The organism is Paenibacillus sp. p3-SID1389 (assembly GCF_025151705.1).
Lineage (GTDB): Bacteria > Bacillota > Bacilli > Paenibacillales > Paenibacillaceae > Fontibacillus > Fontibacillus phoenicis.
In genome coordinates, this window is the sequence record NZ_JALXVO010000070.1 from 1 (window position 1) to 18845 (window position 18845).

The 18845-nt window shown below is 50.9% G+C and carries 16 protein-coding genes, 1 tRNA gene and 1 pseudogene; 13 read left to right on the forward strand and 5 right to left on the reverse strand.

What is annotated here, in order from left to right:
* Window positions 1-54 precede the first annotated feature (54 nt).
* The 4 genes from M3G15_RS19570 to M3G15_RS19585 form a co-directional block, all read right to left on the reverse strand.
* Window positions 55-249, reverse strand: coding sequence for a hypothetical protein (locus tag M3G15_RS19570; RefSeq protein WP_260071828.1), 195 nt, complete (start codon window positions 247-249; stop codon window positions 55-57).
* Between the two features lie 343 nt (window positions 250-592).
* Window positions 593-2383 carry an adenine deaminase gene (gene ade / locus M3G15_RS19575; protein ID WP_260071829.1) on the reverse strand — a complete coding sequence of 597 codons (1791 nt, stop codon included), beginning with the start codon at window positions 2381-2383 and terminating at the stop codon, window positions 593-595.
* Between the two features lie 379 nt (window positions 2384-2762).
* Entirely contained in the window at window positions 2763-3359 is a 597-nt protein-coding gene (gene clpP / locus M3G15_RS19580; RefSeq protein WP_009224981.1) for an ATP-dependent Clp endopeptidase proteolytic subunit ClpP, read from the reverse strand.
* Between the two features lie 216 nt (window positions 3360-3575).
* Window positions 3576-3650: transfer RNA gene (locus M3G15_RS19585), tRNA-Arg, on the reverse strand.
* A gap of 148 nt (window positions 3651-3798) precedes the next feature.
* Here M3G15_RS19585 and M3G15_RS19590 point away from each other — a divergent pair.
* The 13 genes from M3G15_RS19590 (at window position 3799) to M3G15_RS19650 (ending at window position 18360) form a co-directional block, all read left to right on the forward strand.
* On the forward strand, window positions 3799-4803 hold the full coding sequence (locus M3G15_RS19590; RefSeq protein ID WP_009224980.1) for a LacI family DNA-binding transcriptional regulator: 1005 nt from the start codon (window positions 3799-3801) through the stop codon (window positions 4801-4803).
* A gap of 120 nt (window positions 4804-4923) precedes the next feature.
* A complete protein-coding gene (locus M3G15_RS19595) occupies window positions 4924-5880 on the forward strand; it encodes an ABC transporter permease (protein WP_260071830.1) in 957 nt (318 codons plus the stop codon).
* Between the two features lie 16 nt (window positions 5881-5896).
* Window positions 5897-6784: a carbohydrate ABC transporter permease gene (locus M3G15_RS19600; protein ID WP_260071831.1), complete on the forward strand. Its 888-nt coding sequence runs from the start codon at window positions 5897-5899 to the stop codon at window positions 6782-6784.
* Window positions 6785-6862: 78 nt separating this feature from the next.
* A complete protein-coding gene (locus M3G15_RS19605) occupies window positions 6863-8506 on the forward strand; it encodes a type 2 periplasmic-binding domain-containing protein (RefSeq protein WP_260071832.1) in 1644 nt (547 codons plus the stop codon).
* A gap of 34 nt (window positions 8507-8540) precedes the next feature.
* Window positions 8541-9887: a glycoside hydrolase family 30 protein gene (locus tag M3G15_RS19610; RefSeq protein ID WP_036645074.1), complete on the forward strand. Its 1347-nt coding sequence runs from the start codon at window positions 8541-8543 to the stop codon at window positions 9885-9887.
* A gap of 335 nt (window positions 9888-10222) precedes the next feature.
* Window positions 10223-11272, forward strand: a complete 1050-nt coding sequence (locus M3G15_RS19615) for a sugar-binding transcriptional regulator (RefSeq protein ID WP_260071833.1) — start codon at window positions 10223-10225, stop codon at window positions 11270-11272.
* Window positions 11273-11342: 70 nt separating this feature from the next.
* The gene (gene gap, locus M3G15_RS19620) at window positions 11343-12353 is read left to right on the forward strand and encodes a type I glyceraldehyde-3-phosphate dehydrogenase (protein WP_260071834.1); all 1011 of its coding nucleotides are present in this window, start codon (window positions 11343-11345) and stop codon (window positions 12351-12353) included.
* Between the two features lie 218 nt (window positions 12354-12571).
* Window positions 12572-13753, forward strand: coding sequence for a phosphoglycerate kinase (locus M3G15_RS19625; RefSeq protein ID WP_009224973.1), 1182 nt, complete (start codon window positions 12572-12574; stop codon window positions 13751-13753).
* A gap of 115 nt (window positions 13754-13868) precedes the next feature.
* Window positions 13869-14621: a triose-phosphate isomerase gene (gene tpiA / locus M3G15_RS19630; RefSeq protein WP_260071835.1), complete on the forward strand. Its 753-nt coding sequence runs from the start codon at window positions 13869-13871 to the stop codon at window positions 14619-14621.
* Complete coding sequence (gpmI, locus tag M3G15_RS19635; RefSeq protein WP_009224971.1) at window positions 14622-16169, forward strand: 2,3-bisphosphoglycerate-independent phosphoglycerate mutase; 1548 nt, start codon at window positions 14622-14624, stop codon at window positions 16167-16169.
* A gap of 53 nt (window positions 16170-16222) precedes the next feature.
* Window positions 16223-17515 carry a phosphopyruvate hydratase gene (gene eno, locus M3G15_RS19640; protein WP_009224970.1) on the forward strand — a complete coding sequence of 431 codons (1293 nt, stop codon included), beginning with the start codon at window positions 16223-16225 and terminating at the stop codon, window positions 17513-17515.
* 210 nt (window positions 17516-17725) lie between these two features.
* A complete protein-coding gene (gene secG / locus M3G15_RS19645) occupies window positions 17726-17959 on the forward strand; it encodes a preprotein translocase subunit SecG (protein ID WP_260071836.1) in 234 nt (77 codons plus the stop codon).
* 200 nt (window positions 17960-18159) lie between these two features.
* Window positions 18160-18360 (forward strand): hypothetical protein, encoded by a 201-nt coding sequence (locus tag M3G15_RS19650; RefSeq protein ID WP_260071837.1) that lies wholly within the window; start codon window positions 18160-18162, stop codon window positions 18358-18360.
* Window positions 18361-18625: 265 nt separating this feature from the next.
* On the opposite strand, the pseudogene M3G15_RS19655 reads toward M3G15_RS19650, so the two are convergent.
* Window positions 18626-18845: pseudogene (locus tag M3G15_RS19655) on the reverse strand (hypothetical protein); the annotation flags it as partial.

Sequence of the window (18845 nt, forward strand, 5' to 3'; positions counted from 1 at the left end):
CAACTCCAGTCTTTATTTTTCAGAGACTGGAGTTGTTACTTTTATAGGTTAAAGCTATTTCAAAATTAAGGTTTCCTCAATATCATCCCACTTGATTGTGATTTTTATAGAAGTATATTTGTTTGATATTGCACAGCCAGAGCAGGACACAGGCACTCTTATTACCCCTTTTTGTAGAGAAATATCAGTAACTCTAGTATTTTTACTTTCACTTTCTATTACTAGCTCATCAACAGTATTATCTTTCATCTTTTTGCCTTTAAAACGAAATTCATAAGTGCCTTGCTCACTATTTGTTTTAGTATTAATCGTTGGGTTATACTTCCCTTTCCAATTGGTACTCTCACCACTAAAGTTAAGAGTTGAACTACAACTTATCAGTAATATGAACACTGAAAAAATGAGAAAAGTTTTCTTTATCGGATCTCACTCCTTTCTTCACACCTAATTTTATATCTTTTTCAAGAATTATGCAATTTACTACACCTGTTCTTTTAGAAAATTTTCAATGCTGTCAGGGCGGGACTAGTGAACTCTGACGGTTTATCGTATGGAGACTTCAACAATAACAGATTTCAAAAGATATAGTTCCTTAATTAATTTCTATCGGGACGAGCCTGAACTCGTTTACGTCGGCCAGCCCGCGATTGGTGATGCGCAGCTCGGGGATGACCGGCAAGGCGATCAGCGAAAACGTCATGAACGGCGCGTTCAGCGTGCAGCCGAGCCGCTGCCAGGCGGCCTCCAGCTGCTTTACTTGCGCTACCACGGTTTCCAGCGGCTGGTCGGACATCAGACCGGCGATGGCCATCGGCACGGCGGCGAGCACTTGGCCATCCAGGACAGCGATCATGCCGCCGCCCAGCTTCGCCAGCTCATTCGCAGCAAACGCCATGTCCTCGGGATTCGTACCCATGACGATGAGATTGTGACTGTCATGCGCAACGGTAGAGGCTACAGCCCCCTGCTTGAGTCCAAAGCCGCGCGCGAAGGCGAGGGACAGCTCGCCGGAACCGCGGTGGCGGTCGATGCAGGCCAGTGTGGCGATGTCCTGCTCGACGGCCGGACGCACGACTCCCTTCCCGTCAACCGGAACGGTTGCCGTTCCCTTCGCCGTGCGGGCGCTGTTCTCGATCACGTCGACGACGTGGATCGTCGTTTCCGTCTTGCCGCTGGCGCTGCGGTAGAGGAAATCGTCGGCGGTCAGCGGACGCGCCAATTTCACCGAAGCGCGCGCCTGCGCCGGGTACGGGTACGCCGGGAACGGGACGCGGAGCTGCCCGGCGTCGTAGGCGACCTTGCCGTCGGCGATCACGGTCGACGGCTCCATCCGCCGCAGGTCGCCGATCAGCAGCAGGTCCGCGCATTTGCCCGGCGCAATGCCGCCCACGTCGCCGTCGACCTTGAAGTACCGCGCCGTATTGATGGTTCCCATCTGGATCGCGGTAACCGGATCGACGCCCTCTTCAATCGCCCGGCGCACGACATGGTTCATGTGGCCTTGCTCAATCAAGGTTTGCGGATACACATCGTCGGTGACGAGCATAATGTTCGAGGTATTCACCTTATCTTCGGTGACCACCTTGATCACTTCCTTGACGTCATGCCATGCTGAGCCCTCGCGGATCATCAGGTGCATCCCGAGGCGCAGCTTGGCGAGCCCTTGCTCCCGGGTTACGGTCTCATGACAGGAAGTCACACCCGAGGCCAGGTAGGCCTGAAGCATGCGCTCGTCGTCACTCGGAAAATGTCCGGTGACGGTTTTGCCTGCTTCCATTGTGGCTTGGATTTCGCCGAGCATTTTCGGGTCTCCGTATACGACGCCGGGGAAGTTCATGACCTCGCCCAGCCCCTCGACGCCGTCCCAGGTCATCCCGTCGGCGATATCGCGGGTGTCCAGCGACGATCCGGCATCCTCCAAATAATCGGTGGCCGGTACACAGGAAGGGAATGTAGTATACACCTTAAGCGGCAAGCCTTGGCCCTCCTCATGCATCCAGCGCACGCCCTCCGCTCCAAACACGTTGGCGATTTCATGCGGGTCCATAAAAATACCGGTCGTTCCTTTGGGAAGCGCAGCCTTGGCGAACTCAGCCACCGACAGCATGGTGCTCTCCACGTGCATATGCCCGTCCAGGAGCCCGGGAACGATGTGGCGGCCTGCCGCATCGATCACAACGGTGTTCTCGCCGATCGTGTGCGCGGCGTCCCCCACGAAGGCGATTCGCCCTTCAGCCACAGCGACGTCCGTATTCGGCAGCAGCTCTCCGGTATAGACGTTGACTAAGGTGCCGCCCTTAACCACCAAATCGGCTTTGGCTTTGCCCATGGCGACATCCGCCAACGTACGGCTTACTTCATACAATTTTTTTCTTTGTTCCATCTCCCGGTTCGCTCCTTTAAAAAAGTCGTTCAAAAAGTCATCCTTCTAACGCTTACCACCGACCTTATACCCGCCAAAATCACGATGTTGAAAGTATAACGCTTGCCAGAATGCTTATTTACCAAATATCCGCCTGAAAATAAGCACTTGCGTCGAAATAGTGCTTCTCAGCGTCGTTAGAGCCGCGGGCACGCCAATTTTGCCAACATAGCGCTTCTCATCAGCGTTAGAGCAGAAGGGCTATCTCGAGGTGTGTGCCTGTAGCTTGTATTCTGACCTTTTGAACTCTCTCGTTAAGTTATTTAAAGATAAATATAACAAGAAAGGCCGCTCCTCGAACAGCACTTTCTGTTCGAAGAGCAGCCTTTTCTGTATAGCCTTAAGCTTTGGCCGGATTCACTTTCTCGATGACTTGGTCGATCAAGCCGTATTCCTTCGCTTCTGCCGCGCTCATGAAGTAGTCGCGGTCGGTGTCCTTCTCGATCCGTTCCAGCGGTTGGCCGGTGCGTTCCGAGAGGATTCGGTTCAGTTTATCGCGCATCTTGAGGATACGGCGGGCGCGGATCTCGATGTCCGTCGCTTGACCTTCCGCTCCGCCGAGCGGTTGATGGATCATGATTTCGCTGTTTGGCAACGCATAACGTTTCCCCGGCGCACCTGCGTTCAACAGGAAGGCGCCCATCGAAGCGGCCAGCCCAACGCAAATCGTGGAGACGTCCGCCTTGATAAATTGCATCGTATCATAAATCGCCATGCCGGCCGTAATGGAACCGCCAGGGCTGTTAATGTATAGGTGGATGTCCTTGGTTGGATCTTCCGCGTCCAGAAACAGCATCTGGGCAATGATGGAGTTGGCAACAACATCGTTTACCTGGGAGCCCAGGAAAATAATCCGGTCTTTGAGCAGACGGGAATAAATGTCATAAGCGCGTTCGCCGCGGTTGCTTTGTTCTACGACCATAGGAATATAACTCACCGATAAAACCTCCTTAAATTTAGGCTGTTCAACTGGAACGCCCCGTCGAATGGAATGGTTTGGGATTCATCGTTTCCATCAATCTAAGAATTGACGGAAATGATGGGGATTAATCTCATGATAAACAATTTATTTGAGAAAGTCAAAGAAAGTCAAACTCAAGGTAATAAAAAAGTCCAGAAGACTTGTGTCACAGGACTTTGAATGTGCAATATATGGCGCGCCCGCGAGGAATCGAACCTCGATCTCAGGCTCCGGAGGCCTACGTCATATCCATTGGACCACGGGCGCAAATTTAGCGAACAAAATAGATTATATGACATTTTGTTTCAAAACGCAAGGTGTAGATCCAAATAAAATAGGGATTGTCATGAAAGCGTTTCTATGATAACTTGAGGAATATATAAAAACGTTTTTATAGACAAGGGTGTAATCAGGGATGGGGAAAGTCACCATTAAGGATGTAGCCAAAGCAGCAGGGGTTTCCATCTCTACGGTATCCAACGCGCTCAACGATGTGGATGTGTTGAATCCGGAGACCAAATCCCATGTGCTGAAGGTCGCCAAGCAGCTCAATTACGTACCGAACTTAAACGGGAAGCAGCTCAAGTCGAAGAAGACGAATATGCTTGGTTTTTTTACGACGAGTGTATCCGGACCTTATTTTTACATTTTGGTGGAGTCGATGGCGCGCGAGAGCGAGCGGCTGGGATACGGTTTGCATGTCATGGTTACCGCCGATAAGCAAACGATTATCAGCAATATCATGGGCCGCCGGGTGGATGGCGTGATCATCTACGAAGAATTGCGGGTCGATGACCAAGATATCGCGATGATGGAGAAGGACAAGATCAAGGCGGTATTTCTGGATCGGGTGATTCAGAAGGAAACGATGGGGACCGTGATTTTTAATTCGTATGCGTCCGCTTATGAAGCGACCAAATACCTGATCAGCCTGGGCCATAAGAAAATCGCCTACATTTCCGGCGTTGATACGATGTACGACAGCGTACAGCGGAAAGAGGGATATCTCGCGGCCTTGCGGGAGCATCAGCTGCCGATTGATGAGGATTTTATTGTGCAGGGGTATTTTGAGGAAGAGAGTACCTACAATGCGATTCGGGCGTTTATTCATAAGCATCCGGGCAAAGTGCCGGACGCGATTCTGGCCGGCAACGATTTGAGCGCCATTGGTTGTATTAAAGCGTTACGTTCGTACGGCCTCGAGGTTCCAAGGGACATCAGCGTCGTAGGGTTTGACGATATTGATATTGCCCAGTATTTTACGCCGCCCCTGACCACGGTTCGCAATCCGATCGCCAGACAAGGGATCTTGGCGGTCAATCATCTGGTGAACATGATTAAGAAGCAGGAGCAGGGGAAGGTGCAGAAGCTGGACGGGGAACTGATCGTGCGAGGCTCAAGTCATGTTCGTTTAAGCTAAGAGAAGCGGAGACGAAGCTGATCTTGAGCTCAGCGGAAAATGTAAGCGGTTAACTACAGGGGTTCTGTTGACGAAAATAAAAACGTTTTTATCCATACGGGATAAAGAGAGGAGCGCAAAATGGCGAAGTCAGCTGCGTCAGCCAAAAAGCCGATGGGATTAAGAATGAAGCAATTCTTTATCGATTTCGGCAGGCAGTGGGAAATCCAGTCGATGATCTGGCCGGGCATCATTTTTATGATTATTTTTTGCTACATTCCCATCTACGGACTTACGATCGCTTTCAAAAATTATACGGTCATCGATACGTTAAGCTCCGCTCCATGGGTAGGTTTGGACAACTTCAAAATTATCGCCACCGACAAATACTTCTGGGAATCCGTGGTGAATACGCTGGGGATCAGCTTCCTGAAGCTGGCCATCGGCTTTGTGATCCCGATTATTCTCGCGATTATGATCTATGAGGTCGGGTTGGGCCGGTTTAAAAAAATCGTGCAGACGATCTCGTACCTGCCGCACTTTTTGTCCTGGATCGTGCTCGGCGGGATGCTCATCACCTGGTTCTCGACCACCGGGATGTTCAACCAGATGCTGCTGGACTTGGGCTTGATCTCGAAGCCTCAGAACATTCTGCTTGATCCGGGCAAGTATTGGTGGATCGCGGTGCTGTCGGATGTTTGGAAAGAGGCGGGCTGGGGAACGATCCTGTACCTCGCCATCATGGCCAAGATCGACCCGACTTATTATGAAGCCGCGAAGATCGACGGGGCGAGCCGGCTCCGGCAAATTTGGAACATCACGCTGCCCAACATGCGGATGATTATTAGCTTGAACCTGATTCTGACCATCAGCGGCCTGCTGGGTTCCAACCTGGACCAGACCTTGGTGCTGATGAATTCTCAGAACCGCGAAAAGGCCGAGGTCATCAACTCCTACGTATACCGGATGGGGATGACGCAAGGGGACTTCTCCTACGCGACTGCCGTCGGACTTGGGGTTTCGGTTGTATCGGTCATTTTGTTGGTGCTGGCGAATAAGGTGACCAGCAAACTCAACGATAATCAATCTGTCCTGTAAGGAAGGAGCAGCAGCCATGAATCGAAAGGTGCTCAAACAGGATCTCGACAGCAGAATCTTTGATACGGTGAATGCTGCGATCCTGATCTTATTTACGATCATTATTGTGATTCCACTTTGGAACGTCATCGTTTCTTCCTTCAGTTCGGGACGAGCTCTTGCCGAAGGAGGGTTTGTCTTCTGGCCTAAGGAGTTTTCTCTGGAGAACTACCAGGCGGTGTTTCGGGACGATACGATTTGGCAGTCGTTCCTGATCTCCGTCCTCAAGACAGTCATCGGCGTTGTGACCCACGTCTTCTTCTGCGCGATGATTGGCTACGGTCTCAGCAAGAACAATGTACGCGGCCGCAAGCTGTACGTGACGATGGGCGTCATTACGATGTTCTTCTCGGGCGGTATGATCCCGACGTACTTACTGATTAAATCCCTGGGGCTGCTGAACAGCTTCTGGGTGTATATCATTCCGGCTTTGTTCAGTTATTACGATGTCGTGATCTTGATGAATTTCTTCCGCAATGTGCCGGATTCCCTGGAGGAATCGGCCAAGATTGACGGTGCCGGCGACTGGAGAATCTTCTTGAAGATCTTTATCCCGTTATCGATGCCGGCCTTGGCTACCATCGCTTTGTTCAACGGGGTAAGTCAGTGGAATGACTTTATGACAACCAAGTTGTACATCACAGATGAATACCTGTACCCGCTGCAAATGAAGCTGTACGAAATCATCGTACAGTCCCAGACCCAATCGATGCAGAACATCGCGGGTTCCGTCGTCATTGAAACGACAACCAAAGGAGTTCAACTCGCAACAATTGTGATTACGACTTTGCCGATTGTTGTGATTTATCCATTGTTACAAAGATACTTCATCTCGGGCATGATGCTGGGGGCGGTGAAGGAGTAACGCATCCGCATGAAACGCTAGGCTTGATGTGCGAGTTGGACTAGCTGTGCTTCTTACAAAAAAAGGAGGGTACAACGAATGCTTAAGTTGAACAAAAGTCTTGCAAGAAAAGGGATGACCGCATGCGCTGCACTGCTCACCGCTGCGCTGATCGTTACCGGCTGCGGCGGCTCCGGCGGCGGTTCGAAGGCCGCAACAGAGGTATCCTTGGAAGATCGGTATACCTTGGACCCGAACACGCCGGCATGGAAGCTGGACAAGAAAGAAGAGCCAACCCAGCTGACCTGGTACGTGAACGCCGATTGGTGGAATACCGATTTCGGCAATGATGTGGTCACGAAGAAGATCAAGGAAGATTTGAATATTGATATCAAATTTATTACCGGCGACGATACCAAGCTGAATACGTTTTTTGCCGGAAGCGACATGCCGGACTTGATTACTGTGTTCGATTCCAATTCGGCCGTTGTGCAGAAGGCTTCTTCCTGGGCCTTGCCGCTGAACGAGCTGGCGGAGAAATACGACCCTTATTTCAACAAAGTCGCCGCGCAAGATACGCTCAACTGGTTTAAGCAAGCGGACGGCAACACGTACGGTTACCCGAACTACTCCAATACGCAGGCCGATTATGACAGCGGTAACATTCCAGCGAAGACGGCTTTTGTAATCCGCAAAGACGTGTACGAAGCGCTGGGTCAGCCTAAGATCGGTACGCCTGAGGAATTCAAAAATGTGATGCAGCAGATTAAAACCCAATTCCCGGATCTGATTCCGTTTGGATTTAACTCAATTGGCGAGGGGACGGGCTCCTTGGGGGATGTGTTCCAAGACTTCCTCGGAGTTCCGCTGGAAACGGAGAACGGCGAGTTCTACAACCGTAATTTGGACGAGGATTATCTGACTTGGCTCAAGACGTTAAATGAAGTGCATAGAGTTGGCAATATCAGTGACGACAGCTTTGCCGATGACGGCCCTGCTTTTGAAGAGAAAGTGAAAGCCGGCAAATACGCTACGATATTGCTGGACGGAACGCCGCAGCAAGGCGGCAACTTGCAAATCTTCGCCACCGCTCATCCGGATCAAGCCTACCTGGCGATCGACGGACCGCAAAGCACGGTGGGCAACACGCCAAAGCTGAACCAATCCGGGATTACCGGCTGGATGATCAGCTTTATCACGAAGCAATGCAAGGACCCGGCGAAGGCGATCCAAATTTTCACGTACCTGTTGGATGAAGAAGGCCAAATGCTGATGAACTACGGCATCGAAGGCGAGACCTACACGAAGAATGCGGACGGAACGGTGCAATTCACACCAGAAGTGAAAGAGCTGCAGCAAAAGGATGCCGATAAATTCAAGAAGGAATACCGCATGGGCGAATTCATGTTCTTTGGCCATGACCGTCACAAAGCGCTCAGCGCCGATGCTTTCCCGGATTCCATCAAGCAAATGCAAGAGTGGGGCAAAGGAAAGCTGTACCCTCACTTCGTCCTTGAAAATATCAACCCGGATGCCGGATCTCCGGAAGCTCGCTCTTTGACGGCGATTAACACCACTTGGAACACGACGATGGTCAGCTTGATCCGCGCCAAGAGCGACGAAGAATTCGAGAGCACGCTCAACAATTACAAGAAGTTCCTTGAGGACAACGGTTGGGATAAAATCGTGCAAATCCGTACGGAGAAAATGAAAGCCAATAAAGAAAAACTCGGCCTCCAGTAAACCGTGGCCATTAATCGAAGTGGAGGGAAACAGCATGCGTGAGCTTGACATTTATTATTCCACTGGAGAAAAATCACTCTTCGTCCGTACAACGGAGGAACAGCTGAGGCCGGCGGATTCCGATGCCGGGGATGTCGAGGTCCGATTAGACGAAAGCGTCAACTATCAGACGATGGATGGGTTTGGAGCGTCTTTTACCGATTCGGCCGCCTATCTGATTCATCAGGTGCTTCCTGAAGAGCAGCGTTCTTCCTTGATGAAGATGCTGTTTGACCCGGAGGAGGGAATTGGCTTATCCGTGCTGCGCAACCCGATGGGGGCCTCGGATTATGCCCGGTTCTTCTATAGCTACAACGATTTGCCCGAAGGTGAGTCCGATCCGGAAATGCAGCGGTTCTCGATTCGTCACGACGAAGTCGATGTCATTCCGCTCTTAAAAGAAGCGCTGGCCTTAAATCCGTCCATCAAGCTGTTTGGCTCCCCCTGGAGCGCACCGGGATGGATGAAAACCAGCGGTTCAATGATCGGCGGGGAACTGAAGAAGGAGTATTACGAAGCGTACGCGAACTACTTTGTCCGTTATATCGAGTCTTACGCCAAGCACGGTTTATCCATATATGCGGTGACGCCGCAGAACGAACCGCTTTATGTGCCGGGACATTATCCGGGGATGCTGATGACGGCTGAGATGCAGACCGATTTCGTGAAAAATTATCTGAAGCCGGCTTTTGTGAAGCATGGCTTGTCCACGAAGATTTTGGCGTATGACCATAACTGGGATCGGCCGGATTATCCGCTGACTGTGCTGAAGGAAGCGGCCGAAGCGGTCGACGGAGTAGCGTGGCACTGGTATGGAGGGGTAGCCTCGGCGCAAAGCCAAGTGAAGGAGGCCTTCCCGGGCAAAGAGGTTCATTTTACCGAAGGCTCTGGCGGGGAATGGATTCCGGCGTTTGAACCGGCGTTCTCCAATGTCATGCGGACGGGAATCGAGATATTGCGAAATCACAGCCAATCATTGGTGCTCTGGAATATGGCTTTGGATGAGCAAAATGGTCCGACTGTACCAGGCTTTGGCCGCAGCACCTGCCGCGGGATCGTGACAGTGAACCAGCAGACCCGCGAGCTCGAGTATACGCTGGACTACTATGCACTGGCCCATTTCAGCAAAGTGATCCGTCCGAAGGCCATAAGAATCGCTGCCGAGTCGGGACAGCCTTCGATACGTTCCGTCGCGTTCCGCAATACGGACGATTCGATTGGGGTCGTATTGTTTAATGACGGCGAGCAGGCCTCTGATGTTCGCTTGCGTCTCCGGGGAACCGAGCTGCCGAGTTTCCGGATGGAATCAAAAAGCGCTTTGTCGATCCGACTGACCAATTGAGAAATTGAGAAACGAGGAATAAGTAGACGAGGCTCTCCCTATGCGGGAGGGTCTTTTTTTCTATGAAAACAACCGATCTGCTTTGCCGCCATCCGCAATTTTGCTGAGACACAGCAGGCCTATTTTCGACAACTCTCTGATCCAAATGTCAGGATCTTACGGGATTCTTTGCGCCTAGGGGTATAACTGCTCGGAAGAAAGTAAATGATACGGACGTCAGGCTTGCAACTAAGGAGATTATTGAGTAAAATAACAGTGGGACTTAAAAAGTTATCCCGGGACATTTTAAGGCCAGGAGATGGAGAGAGAAGACGAAGCTTGCAGGAGTGGAAAGCATGCGAAACATATTAGAGATTCAAAAGCAGCTTCTTCCTGATCTCATGGACATTCTCAAGAAAAGGTACACCATACTTCACCAGATCATGTTGTCTGATGTCATTGGCCGTAGAACCTTGGCGAATTCGCTGGACATGACGGAGCGTGTGTTGCGTGCCGAAACAGATCTCCTGAAGGCCCAGGGCCTGATAGAAATCGAGAATATAGGCATGAGAATCAGCGACGCAGGACGGCGATTGCTTGAGGATTTGGAGCCGGTCGTCAAAGAATTGTTTGGCCTCTCCAACTTGGAGGAGACGATCCGTCAGCATTATGGGCTGCGCAAAGTAGTAATTGTACCTGGAGATTGCGAGGCCTCCCCGCTGGTGAAGCGGGAACTGGGGCGAGCAGGTGCCAAAGCGCTGCTTAGTGTAATGCGCGGGGATGAGGTGGTCGCGGTAACCGGCGGCACTACGCTGGCGGAAGTCGCGGATCAGCTGAATCCGCCGCCTAACGTCACGATGAAGCAGAGCTGGTTCGTACCGGCACGCGGGGGTCTTGGCGAGAGCCTGGAAATCCAAGCGAACACGATTGCTTCCGGTATGGCGAAGCGCGTGGGTGCGGGTTATCGTTTGCTGCATGTCCCCGATCTGTTGGGGAAGGAAGCTTACGAGTCGTTGGTACACGATCCGAATATCCAGGATATCGTGGACATGATCCGTCAGGCGCGTATCGTAGTGCACGGGGTCGGAGACGCTATGGAGATGGCGCGCCGGCGCAAGCTGGAGCCAAGCATGGTCGAAGAAATCCGAAGAGAAGGCGCGCTCGCGGAATCATTTGGATATTACTTTAATGAAGACGGCGTCGTCGTGCACAAAATGCTGACCCTAGGCCTGCGTCTCGAGGATATCATGCGAACCGAGACGGTGATCGGCATCGCGGGTGGTAAGAGCAAAGCGAGAGCGATCCATGCCGTATTGCGGTTTGGCCAAGAGGATATCCTAGTGACCGACGAAGCGGCGGCACAAGAGATCGTAAATGAGTTGATCAACGGCTCCGGGAATAAATAGGTTTACTCATGACGGGTTTTATCGGGCCTGTCTTGAATAATAAAAAATCAAACACTGGGAGGAACTATCAATGAGTGTAAAAGTAGGGATTAACGGTTTTGGACGTATTGGACGCCTGGCTTTCCGCCGCATTCAAAACGTTGAAGGTATCGAAGTCGTAGCAATCAATGACCTGACAGATGCAAAAATGTTGGCTCATTTGTTGAAATATGATACAACTCAAGGCCGCTTCGAAGGCGACATCGAAGTACATGATGGATTCTTCAAAGTAAACGGCAAAGAAGTTAAAGTTCTGGCTAACCGCAACCCTGAAGAATTGCCTTGGGGCGAGCTTGGCGTTGACATCGTTCTGGAGTGCACAGGCTTCTTCACAACGAAAGAAAAAGCTGAGCTTCACCTGAAAGGCGGCGCGAAGAAAGTTGTAATCTCCGCTCCAGCTACTGGCGACATGAAAACCATCGTTTACAACGTAAACCATGAAATCCTCGACGGTACGGAAACGGTAATCTCCGGTGCATCTTGTACGACGAACTGCTTGGCTCCAATGGCTAAAGCGCTGAATGACAAATTCGGTATCGTTCAAGGCTTGATGACAACAATCCACGCTTACACTGGCGACCAAAACACGCTGGATGCTCCGCATGCGAAAGGTGACTTCCGTCGTGCTCGCGCAGCTGCTGAAAACATCATTCCTAACACCACTGGTGCTGCAAAAGCAATCGGCCTGGTTATCCCTGAACTGCAAGGCAAATTGGACGGCGCTGCACAACGCGTACCTGTTCCAACTGGTTCCTTGACTGAGCTGGTATCCGTTCTGAAAACGAAAGTAACTGCTGACGAAGTTAACGCTGCAATGAAAGCTGCTGCTGACCCAGAAACTTTCGGTTACACGGAAGACGAAATCGTATCTTCGGATATCAAAGGGATGACTTTCGGTTCCCTGTTCGACGCTACGCAAACGAAAGTATTGACTGTCGGCGACCAACAACTGGTGAAAACTGTAGCTTGGTATGACAACGAAATGTCCTACACTGCTCAATTGGTTCGTACGCTGGAATACTTCGCGAAAAAAGTAAAATAATCCAGTTACCCATATTAGAGATTCATCCCAAAGAGGAGCAACCTGTTCAGGACTCCTCTTTGGTTCTTGCATGTAATACGGCATTCACACACACCCCAAATAAATAGATAGAGATTCGTTTCATTGCGTTTTATTTAGGAGAGGAACCAAGACAAAGCCGTAGACGCGCATTTTTTGGTCTGAGAGACCCGCGCATACCGTTTAGGAGGAACGTGGAGATGAACAAGAAAAGTGTACGTGATGTGGAAGTCACCGGCAAACGCGTGTTTGTTCGCGTAGATTTCAATGTACCAATGCAAGATGGTCAAATTACCGACGACACCCGGATTCGCGAAACGCTGCCAACGATCAAATACTTGGTTGAACAAGGCGCGAAGGTGATTCTTGCGAGCCACTTGGGCCGTCCGAAAGGCCAAGTGAATGAAGATATGCGGCTTACGCTGCCGGCAAAACGCTTGAGCGAGCTGCTTGGCAAAGAAGTAGCAAAAGTCGATGAAGCTGTTGGGGAAGCAGTTAAAGCGAAAGTCAATGCGATGAACAATGGCGACGTCCTGGTACTTGAAAACGTACGTTTCTACCCAGGCGAAGAAAAGAACGATCCAGAACTCGCAAAACAATTCGCTGAGCTGGCTGACCTGTTCGTCAACGACGCATTTGGCGCTGCACACCGCGCGCACGCTTCGACCGAAGGGATCGCTCATTATCTGCCAGCCGTATCCGGCTTGCTGATGGAGAAAGAATTGTCCGTTCTCGGTAAGGCCTTGACGAACCCGGACCGTCCTTTCACCGCAATTATCGGCGGTTCGAAGGTAAAAGACAAAATCGACGTTATCGACAACCTGTTGAACATCGCGGACAACGTGTTGATTGGCGGCGGTTTGGCTTATACCTTCTTCAAAGCCCAAGGTTACGAAATCGGCAAATCGCTTCTGGATGAAACCAAACTCGATGTTGCCCTTGGCTTCATCGAGAAAGCGAAGAAGCTGGGTAAAAACTTCCTTCTCCCTGTCGACTGCATCGTAGCGGATGACTTCAGCCCAACCGCAAACCACAAAGCTGTGGATATCGACAGCATTCCTGCAGATTGGGAAGGCGTGGACATCGGGCCGAAGACTCGCGCGAAGTATGCTGAAATTATCAAGAACTCCAAGCTGGTTGTATGGAACGGACCGATGGGCGTGTTCGAAATTGATATTTTCTCCAACGGGACAAGAGAAGTGGCGGAAGCCTGCGCAACGACGGAAGGCTACACCATTATCGGCGGCGGGGATTCCGCAGCAGCAGCCGAGAAGTTCAATCTGGCTTCCAAAATGGACCACATCTCCACAGGCGGCGGCGCTTCCCTGGAATTCATGGAAGGCAAGGCGCTTCCTGGCGTCGTAGCATTGAACGACAAGTAAGAAAAAGTAGCTAGATCAAGGCTCAAAAAACGGGCTTCCAGCACCTCAGAAGGTTGGATGAAGTAATGAAGTTCGTTTTTTGAGCTACCTCTATGAAATAAAAGGAGTGGGCTCTGTGAGAACACCTATTATCGCCGGAAACTGGAAAATGTTCAAAACCGTTTCCGAAGCCAAAGCCTTCTTCGAAGCCGTGAAAGGGAAAGCGGAGGTTGCCGGCGTAGAGAGCGTCATTTGCGCGCCGTTCACCAACCTGCCGGCTTTGGTAGAAGCTGCGAAAGGCACGTCGATCAAAATCGGCGCACAAAACATGCATTTTGAAGACGAAGGAGCTTTCACTGGCGAAATCAGCGGTCGCATGCTGAAAGAGCTTGGCGTGGACTATGTGATCATCGGCCATTCCGAGCGCCGGGCGTATTTCGGCGAAACCGACGAAATCGTCAACAAGAAGATCCTGGCTGCCTTCAAACATGGCTTGACCCCGATCCCTTGCGTTGGCGAGAAGCTCGAAGAGCGTGAAGCTGGCCAAACGAAAGAAGTCGTGAAGGTTCAAACCGAAGCGGCTTTGAAAGGTCTGACTGCAGAGCAAGCAGCGCAAGTGGTGATTGCGTACGAACCAATTTGGGCAATTGGTACGGGCAAATCCTCGACCGCACAAGATGCGAACGAAGTAATTTCCTACATCCGCAGCCTGGTTCAGGGGCTTTACGGTGACGACGTAGCGGCGAAAATCCGCATTCAATATGGCGGCAGCGTAAAACCAGAAAACGTGAAGGAGTATATGGGCCAAAGCGACATCGACGGTGCGCTTGTCGGCGGTGCCAGCCTGCAGCCAGAATCGTACATCAAGCTCGTTGAGGGGGCGAAATAAATGACGGCTCCAAGACCAGTAGCTCTGATTATCATGGACGGGTTCGGGCTTCGCGACAAAGTGGAAGGCAACGCGGTTGCCCAAGCGAAGAAGCCGAACTATGACCGTTATTTGAAACAATACCCGAACACTACGCTGACGGCCAGCGGGGAAGCCGTTGGTTTGCCAGAAGGGCAAATGGGGAACTCCGAAGTCGGCCACTTGAACATCGGCGCCGGCCGGATCGTTTACCAAGACTTGACTCGGATCTCCAAATCGATTCGCGAAGGGGAATTCTTCACGAACGAGACGCTGGTGGATGCGGTACGTAGCGCGAAATCGAAGGGTAAAAAGCTGCATCTGTACGGCCTTCTGTCCGACGGCGGTGTTCACAGCCACATCGATCATATGTTTGCGATGCTCGAACTGGCGAAGAAGGAAGATATGCATGAAATTTATGTGCATGCATTCCTGGACGGACGCGATGTAGCTCCGGACAGCGCGAAAGGCTTCCTTGAGCAATTAATCGCTAAGATGAACGAGCTTGGCGTGGGCAAGATTGCCACCGTCCAAGGCCGTTACTATGCGATGGACCGCGACAAACGTTGGGACCGCGTCGAGAAATCGTACCGGGCCATGGTTTATGCGGAAGGTCCCAAATATACCGACCCGATTAAAGCAGTCACGGAATCGTACGAGAAATCGGTCTATGACGAATTCGTGATGCCAACCGTAATCGTGGACGACAAAGGCGAGCCAATCGCACAAGTTGAGAGCGGCGATTCCGTCGTGTTCTTGAACTTCCGTCCAGACCGTGCGATTCAGCTGTCCAACGTATTCACGAATAAAGACTTCCAAGGCTTCGATCGCGGCCCTAAATTCCCGAAAGATCTGCATTTCGTCTGCTTGACGTTGTTTGCAGAAACGGTGAACGGGTACGTTGCGTACAAGCCGAAGGATCTCGACAATACGTTTGGTGAAGTGTTAGCTCAACACGGGAAGAAACAACTGCGGATCGCCGAAACGGAAAAATACCCGCACGTGACATTCTTCTTCAGCGGCGGACGCGATGTTGAGCTTCCAGGCGAAAAGCGCGTGCTCATCAACTCCCCGAAAGTCGCAACTTACGACTTGAAACCGGAAATGAGCGCTTACGAAGTCGCTGAAGCTTGCGTGAAGGAAATCGAATCCGATGAACACGACGCGATCATTCTGAACTTCGCAAACCCGGACATGGTCGGCCACTCCGGTAAAATGGAGCCAACGATCAAAGCGGTTGAAGTGACGGACGAGTGCGTAGGCAAAGTCGTAGACGCCGTTCAAGCCAAAGGCGGAGTGGTTGTCATTATTGCCGACCACGGGAACGCGGATATGGAAATCGACGATGAAGGTCGTCCGTATACAGCGCATACCACGAACCCGGTACCGTTTATCGTAACCGACGAGAACGTGGTGCTTCGCGATAAAGGCATTCTCGCCGACGTAGCTCCGACGCTGCTCGACCTGATGGGCTTGCCGAAGCCTCCGGAAATGACCGGTCAATCGATGATTGCCAGCCGCAAGGCGTAAGAACATAGATTACCATTTGAATGGAATAACTACTTAAAAAGGAGACTGTAACCATGACGATTATTTCTGACGTATACGCTCGCGAAGTCCTGGATTCCCGCGGGAACCCAACGGTTGAAGTTGAAGTTTATCTTGAATCCGGTGCTATGGGCCGCGCCATCGTTCCTTCCGGCGCATCCACGGGTGCGCATGAAGCTGTAGAGCTTCGCGATGACGACAAAACTCGTTACCTGGGCAAAGGCGTACTGAACGCCGTGAAGAACGTTAACGAAATCATCGCTCCTGAAGTGATTGGCATGGACGCGCTGGACCAAGTCGGTATCGACAAATTGATGATCGAGCTGGACGGCACGCCAAACAAAGGCAAACTGGGCGCTAACGCGATCCTGGCCGTTTCGATGGCAGTTGCTCGCGCAGCAGCGGATGCATTGGATCTGCCGTTGTACGCTTACCTGGGCGGATTTAACGCGAAGCAGCTTCCGGTTCCGATGATGAACATCGTTAACGGCGGCGCGCATGCTGACAACAACGTAGACGTACAAGAATTCATGATCCTGCCGGTAGGCGCTCCTTCCTTCAGAGAAGCGCTCCGCACAGGTGCTGAAATCTTCCACAACCTGAAATCCGTTCTGAAAGCGAAAGGCCTGAACACGGCAGTAGGCGACGAAGGTGGCTTTGCACCAAACTTCTCTTCCAACGAAGACGCATTGTCCTCGATCATGGAAGCTATTACGAAAGCTGGCTATACACCGGGTAAAGACGTATTCCTGGGTATGGACGTTGCTTCCACCGAGTTCTACAAAGACGGGAAATACCATCTGGAAGGCGAAGGCAAATCCTTTACCTCCGCTGAGTTTGTGGACTTGCTCGCTTCTTGGGTTGAAAAATATCCGATCATCACGATCGAAGACGGCTGCGCTGAGGACGATTGGGAAGGTTGGAAACTGCTCACTGAGAAACTGGGCAGCAAAATCCAACTCGTGGGTGACGACCTGTTCGTAACCAACACCGAACGTTTGTATAAAGGCATCAAAGAAGGCATCGGTAACTCGATCCTGATCAAAGTAAACCAAATCGGTACGTTGACCGAAACGTTCGACGCAATCGAAATGGCAAAACGTGCTGGCTACACTGCGGTAGTATCCCACCGTTCCGGCGAATCCGAAGACAGCACGATCGCCGATATCGCTGTGGCAACGAACGCTGGCCAAATCAAAACCGGTGCTCCGTCCCGTACGGACCGTATCGCGAAATACAACCAATTGCTTCGCATCGAAGATCAATTGGCCGATCTCGCTCAATACAACGGCTTGAAATCCTTCTACAACCTGAAAGCTCATCGTTAAGAAGGGCGGCCGTTCAGATCACGGCCTAACTAACGCAAGTCCCCTGCTCGTAAGAAACAGGGGACTTTGTGTATGGTTGGACGGGGTTGTACGCACGAAACGGTTGTTATTTCGGGAACGCTGTGGTACAATAATAATGCTGTTTTTGTATCGTAAACATCAAAGTTATGGAATAGATGAAAGATGTTTCTCACTTAGGAGGTGGATTGAATGGATATTTTGCTTAAGGTATTGCTCGTTATTTTCTCGATCGGCTTGATCGCAGTTGTGTTGCTGCAGAAAGGGAAGAGCGCGGGTCTTTCCGGAGCCATCTCCGGGGGTGCTGAACATCTTTTCGGAAAAACGAAAGCTCGCGGCATGGAGCTCGTTCTCGAACGAGTCACGGTTGGATTGGCGGTTGGCTTCTTCATCTTGTCGATCATCGTGGCCATCGTACCAGACTAAGCAAATCAAATTTGTCAGGCAAGCCCTCGTCTCCTATGGGGAGACGGGGGCTTTTTAGCTTTTACCCGCATTTCGGTACGGCCTCTCCTCGGCAACATAGTGTCTCCTTCCGGCAACATAGTATCTCCGCCCGCCTCTTTTGAGGATTATCCCGTTGCATCAGGTTGTTGTGAAAGTGCAACAGAATCAGAAACAGAAAAGTGAACAGAAATAGGGCAACAGAAACAGAAAGTGAAACAGAAGTAGAAGCAGAAATAGCAACAGAAACAGAAAGTGAAACAGAAGTAGAAGCAGAAATAGCAACAGAAACAGAAAGTGAAACGGAAGTAGAAACAGAAATAGCAACAGGAACCGAAACCCAAGCACAGTGGGGAAGTAAAATTGTCTGCGAAAAAGGCTAATCGATACGGGCCTATAAGAAAAGTTGCAAAAAATTGATTGGTAAGGATATCACGATCAAGCCGAAGGGTATGGATAAAAGCCGTCTTGGAACGAGTTCAGAGATAACGAATTGTTTGAGAAAAGAAGGGAGCCTTGTTTAGGCTGATTGAGTACAAATGGCACCCATTGTGAAACAAACCACCCACCTACCTGATTACATACACTCCAATAACCCCAAGCTATAGCACCTCATCCTGCCATTTCCCGACCGTTCTAGCACTTCGATTAAGCAGCAGCCGCAATCGCAATGGACTGATTCTGGTGATGGTTGATCAACTCGCGGTAAGGGATAGCTGGAATGGATATGCACATCTGCAGCATGTTCTGGTGCATTTCTTCCTCGGAACCGGACATACGCAGATGGCGGCGGACGGTGCACTCATTCAAATATGCCTGAAGATGCTTTATTCCTAAGGCGACATATGTACGCTTTAGAGAATTCCAT

Bases quoted from the DNA above. Each gene is read 5' to 3' on its own strand.
- M3G15_RS19570 (WP_260071828.1), bottom strand. From the start codon at position 249: ATGAAAGATAATACTGTTGATGAGCTAGTAATAGAAAGTGAAAGTAAA.
- ade (WP_260071829.1), bottom strand. From the start codon at position 2,383: ATGGAACAAAGAAAAAAATTGTATGAAGTAAGCCGTACGTTGGCGGAT.
- M3G15_RS19590 (WP_009224980.1), top strand. From the start codon at position 3,799: ATGGGGAAAGTCACCATTAAGGATGTAGCCAAAGCAGCAGGGGTTTCC.
- M3G15_RS19595 (WP_260071830.1), top strand. From the start codon at position 4,924: ATGGCGAAGTCAGCTGCGTCAGCCAAAAAGCCGATGGGATTAAGAATG.
- M3G15_RS19600 (WP_260071831.1), top strand. From the start codon at position 5,897: ATGAATCGAAAGGTGCTCAAACAGGATCTCGACAGCAGAATCTTTGAT.
- M3G15_RS19605 (WP_260071832.1), top strand. From the start codon at position 6,863: ATGCTTAAGTTGAACAAAAGTCTTGCAAGAAAAGGGATGACCGCATGC.
- M3G15_RS19610 (WP_036645074.1), top strand. From the start codon at position 8,541: ATGCGTGAGCTTGACATTTATTATTCCACTGGAGAAAAATCACTCTTC.
- M3G15_RS19615 (WP_260071833.1), top strand. From the start codon at position 10,223: ATGCGAAACATATTAGAGATTCAAAAGCAGCTTCTTCCTGATCTCATG.
- gap (WP_260071834.1), top strand. From the start codon at position 11,343: ATGAGTGTAAAAGTAGGGATTAACGGTTTTGGACGTATTGGACGCCTG.
- M3G15_RS19625 (WP_009224973.1), top strand. From the start codon at position 12,572: ATGAACAAGAAAAGTGTACGTGATGTGGAAGTCACCGGCAAACGCGTG.
- gpmI (WP_009224971.1), top strand. From the start codon at position 14,622: ATGACGGCTCCAAGACCAGTAGCTCTGATTATCATGGACGGGTTCGGG.
- eno (WP_009224970.1), top strand. From the start codon at position 16,223: ATGACGATTATTTCTGACGTATACGCTCGCGAAGTCCTGGATTCCCGC.
- secG (WP_260071836.1), top strand. From the start codon at position 17,726: ATGGATATTTTGCTTAAGGTATTGCTCGTTATTTTCTCGATCGGCTTG.